This window comes from Tunicatimonas sp. (assembly GCF_049647865.1).
GTDB lineage: Bacteria > Bacteroidota > Bacteroidia > Cytophagales > Cyclobacteriaceae > Tunicatimonas.
The window spans coordinates 1-3466 of the sequence record NZ_JBARYM010000779.1; the positions used below are offsets into that span (position 1 = coordinate 1).

The following is a 3466-nucleotide window of genomic DNA, read 5'->3' on the forward strand; positions in this document are numbered from 1 at the left end:
AATTTCCTCTTATTGGAGCGGGGGGCGCATCGAAGATCGTACCCTCTTGATTAGCGATTGTTTTCACATCAGCCCAGTACTGGTAAGCCTCTGGAGTAATAGAAAACTGGTAGATATTCACGTAGTAGCGAATAGAGAAGGCATACTGAGGACGGGTGTCATCAGTTGCTACCAAAAACTTGCTAAGTTGGTTAGTTGCCGTATTCTCACTGCTGAATAAGGTGATGTTTTGCGTATTAGTAGTTTCGGTAATAAAGCAAGTGCGACGGGGTATAAACGGACCACAATCTGGCTGTATAACGGCATAAGTAACGTCATATAGCCAGCGAAAATAGGCATTTTGGTCTTGTCGTTTGGTTGGCGTATCTACGTAAACGTTAATCAATATATCTTCGGTAGAGTTTCCTTGCTCGGAAACGATCGTTTCCACTCCGGTTTCAAAGTAGGCGCTATCCGCTTGAATTAACCGGGGCATTGTTTGAGGTTGCGATTGGTAGGTTTGGCCATCTACCTGATTCTCAATATAATACGTACGTCCTGGCTCTCCCCGTACTACATCCCCATTGACTTGATAGACACCAGGTCTTACTGAAAAGTAATTCTCTAGCTGGCCCTGATTGTCATAAATAGTAATCTGAGCATCCTGTATCAGTTCAGGGGGTTCTCCAAACGCAGATGTGCGGGATAGCTTCAATTCATAAGGGCCATCCGACTGATCAATGAGACCATCAACCACTAATAATTCTACCGGTTCATCGGGAGTAAAGCTAAAAGGTTCTATACAACCGCTGCTGAATAGAAGTAGTATTAAGGCCAGTATGGATAATCTTGTGCTCATCATATCAAAACTCAAAATTATAAGTAATTGAGGGAAAAGCACTTCCTAGTACCGATAGTTTGAAAGCGTTGTTCGTACTCTGCAAATCTCTTCTGAAGAAGACTGAAAAAGCATTGTTTCGGGAATATAAATTGTAGACTGAGAACGTGAAACTACCCTTAAGAAACTTACGCCGTACAATATTACTATTGATCGTGTAAGAGACATCCAGTCGATGGTAATCAGGAATTCTAAACTGGTTTCTTTCCGAGAAATGAGGTACTACGGTTGTTCCTAACTGATAATCAGCTACCGGAGCCGCAATAGGTCGACCGGTGTTGTAGGTAAAGTTAAAGGAGAAAGTGCTTCGGCGACTCGCTTGAACACTTAGGGAAAGGTTAAGATTGTGCGGCTGGTCAAAGTTAGCGGAAAACCATTCGCCCTGATTGATAGATTCTTCGGAAGTAGCTCCAGCTACCCTACTTAACGAGCGAGAATAGGTGTAAGAGAGCCAGCCGGTTGTAATACCCTTCATCCTTTTTATAGATAATTCAGCTCCGTAGGCTCTGCCAATGCCGGTAAGCGTCTCGGTTTCAATATACGGATTAAGGAGTAATTGAGGAAGGTCTTTATATTCTACCACATTCTGAATGTCTCGGTAGAAAACCTCCACGGAGGTTTCCCACATATTATTTCGGAGGTTCTGAAAATAACCAGCCGAATAGTTATGCGCGCTCTGGGGCGGAATATAGTCAGTACTAACCTGCCATATATCTACCGGAATAGCTGCCGTAGTGTTAGAGATCAAATGAAGATACTGATACAGCCGGTTGTAGCTCAGTTTTACTGAACTGTTAGCGGTAAGGTTAACCTTCATCGATAGCCGAGGTTCCCAACCATTGTATGTCCGAATAATCTCTCCCGAGTTATAGCGGGTAGAATCTACGATGGTGCCTGGCTGACGAGGAACATTAGGCGCGTATGAATAGACAGTCGACGGGCCGATCTGCTGATACAAAGAATATCGTAATCCTAGCCCCAGAGAGATTCTATCGTTCAGCGCAAATTCATCGTTAATGTAACCAGCAAACTCTTGTCCGTCATCTTTTTCTATTTCTTGGGGGCTTATTTCTGACAAACTTCCTCGCTTTTCTAAAACCTCAGGCAGCGAAACGTAGCGGATCCATTCAAACCCAGCGTTGATATCGTGCCGCTCAAAGGGAGTGAGAAAAAAGTTCTGTTTTACTTTGTAGTAGGTTGGTCCATTTTGCAGTGTAGAAGCCTCGGCCCCTTCCGGTATATACGACTCATTAACTGTACTTCCGTAGCCAACCACTAACGAAGAGGATACGTTGGGTGAATATATTTGATTCCAGGTAAAGTTCAGCGTTTGAGCACCCCACGCAAACCCAAACTGGTCGGAATAGCGAAAATTATCAAAGCTTCGGTAGTACGATAAGGCTAGCGAGCTACCGCTACCGTAACGATGGGTGATTTTAGCGTTTAGGTCGTAGAAAAATGCTGCACTTTTCTTTAAGTCAGGATTCCGCATAGCGCGCAAAATCCAGTTAGAGTAAGAAGACCTTGCTCCAATTAAAAAAGAAGTCTTATCTCGAACAATAGGTCCTTCCAATAATAAGCGGCTAGCAACTAAGCCTATTCCCCCGGTGCCCTTAAATTCATCGTAATTATTCCCTTTCAACTTCACATCCAATACCGATGATATTCGCCCCCCGTACTGCGCCGGTATAGAACCTTTATACAGCACTACTTCCCGAATAGCGTCCGAATTAAATACGGAGAAAAAACCTAACGCGTGGGAAGCATTAAAAATTAGCGCTTCATCCTGCATGATTAGGTTCTGACCAATTGAGCCTCCTCTTACATTAAACCCAGTGGCCCCCTCGCCCACCGTGCTAACTCCCGGCAGGGTCAACAGACTCTTAATAACATCTGTCTCGCCCAAGAAGGCGGGTAGCTGCTTAATTTGCTGAATACTAAGGCGTTCTACGCCCGCCTGAACTGAGGCGACATTACTATTGTCGGATTCATCCCGGACAATAACTTCATCCAACTCAAAGGCTTCAGGCAACAGTTGTATATTCCATGACTGGCTGCTGAGTATTCGAACGTACTGCGACATAGGTTCATAGCCCACAAACCTAATCTGGGCTAAATAAACCCCCGAAGGAGCAGTCAGGCTAAACTTTCCTTCCTCGTTAGACACTAAAGAAACATCTAGCTCTTCAATATATAGCGTAGTGCCCGGCAGCACTTCACCGGTTACTGCATCGGTTATTTTTCCGAAGATAGCGACGGTTCCGCTGGGGGGAATTTTAGCTGAATCTCCTAAGGTAAGGATCTCGTATTCTGCCGGCCCCGTATTTTCAGGTACTTGGTTCTTATTAATAAAGTATTCCTGCGTAAACTCCTGCGTGAGTTCCTTCTCTGGAGCAATAATAATTGCGTAGTTGCTGTAAGATATGAAACTCAGGCTCGTTCCTTGCAGTAGCTGATTCAATACCTCCGGAAGCGGAGTTTGCTGAAACTGTACATTAAACGTGTCGGCCGGAATCCAGTCTGCTTTGTAGTAAAAATCTATCGGATAGTTCTCATCGATAGTAGTTAGAACTTGGATTAGCGAAGCAT

The 3466-nt window shown here is 44.3% G+C and carries 2 protein-coding genes; both read right to left on the minus strand.

Annotated elements, in window-relative coordinates; all coding sequences use genetic code 11:
- A partial coding sequence (locus WBA23_RS22650) for a DUF4249 domain-containing protein (RefSeq protein WP_424584556.1) occupies positions 1-841 on the minus strand: 841 nt, incomplete at its 3' end.
- Position 842: 1 nt separating this feature from the next.
- A partial coding sequence (locus tag WBA23_RS22655; protein WP_424584557.1) for a TonB-dependent receptor occupies positions 843-3466 on the minus strand: 2624 nt, incomplete at its 5' end.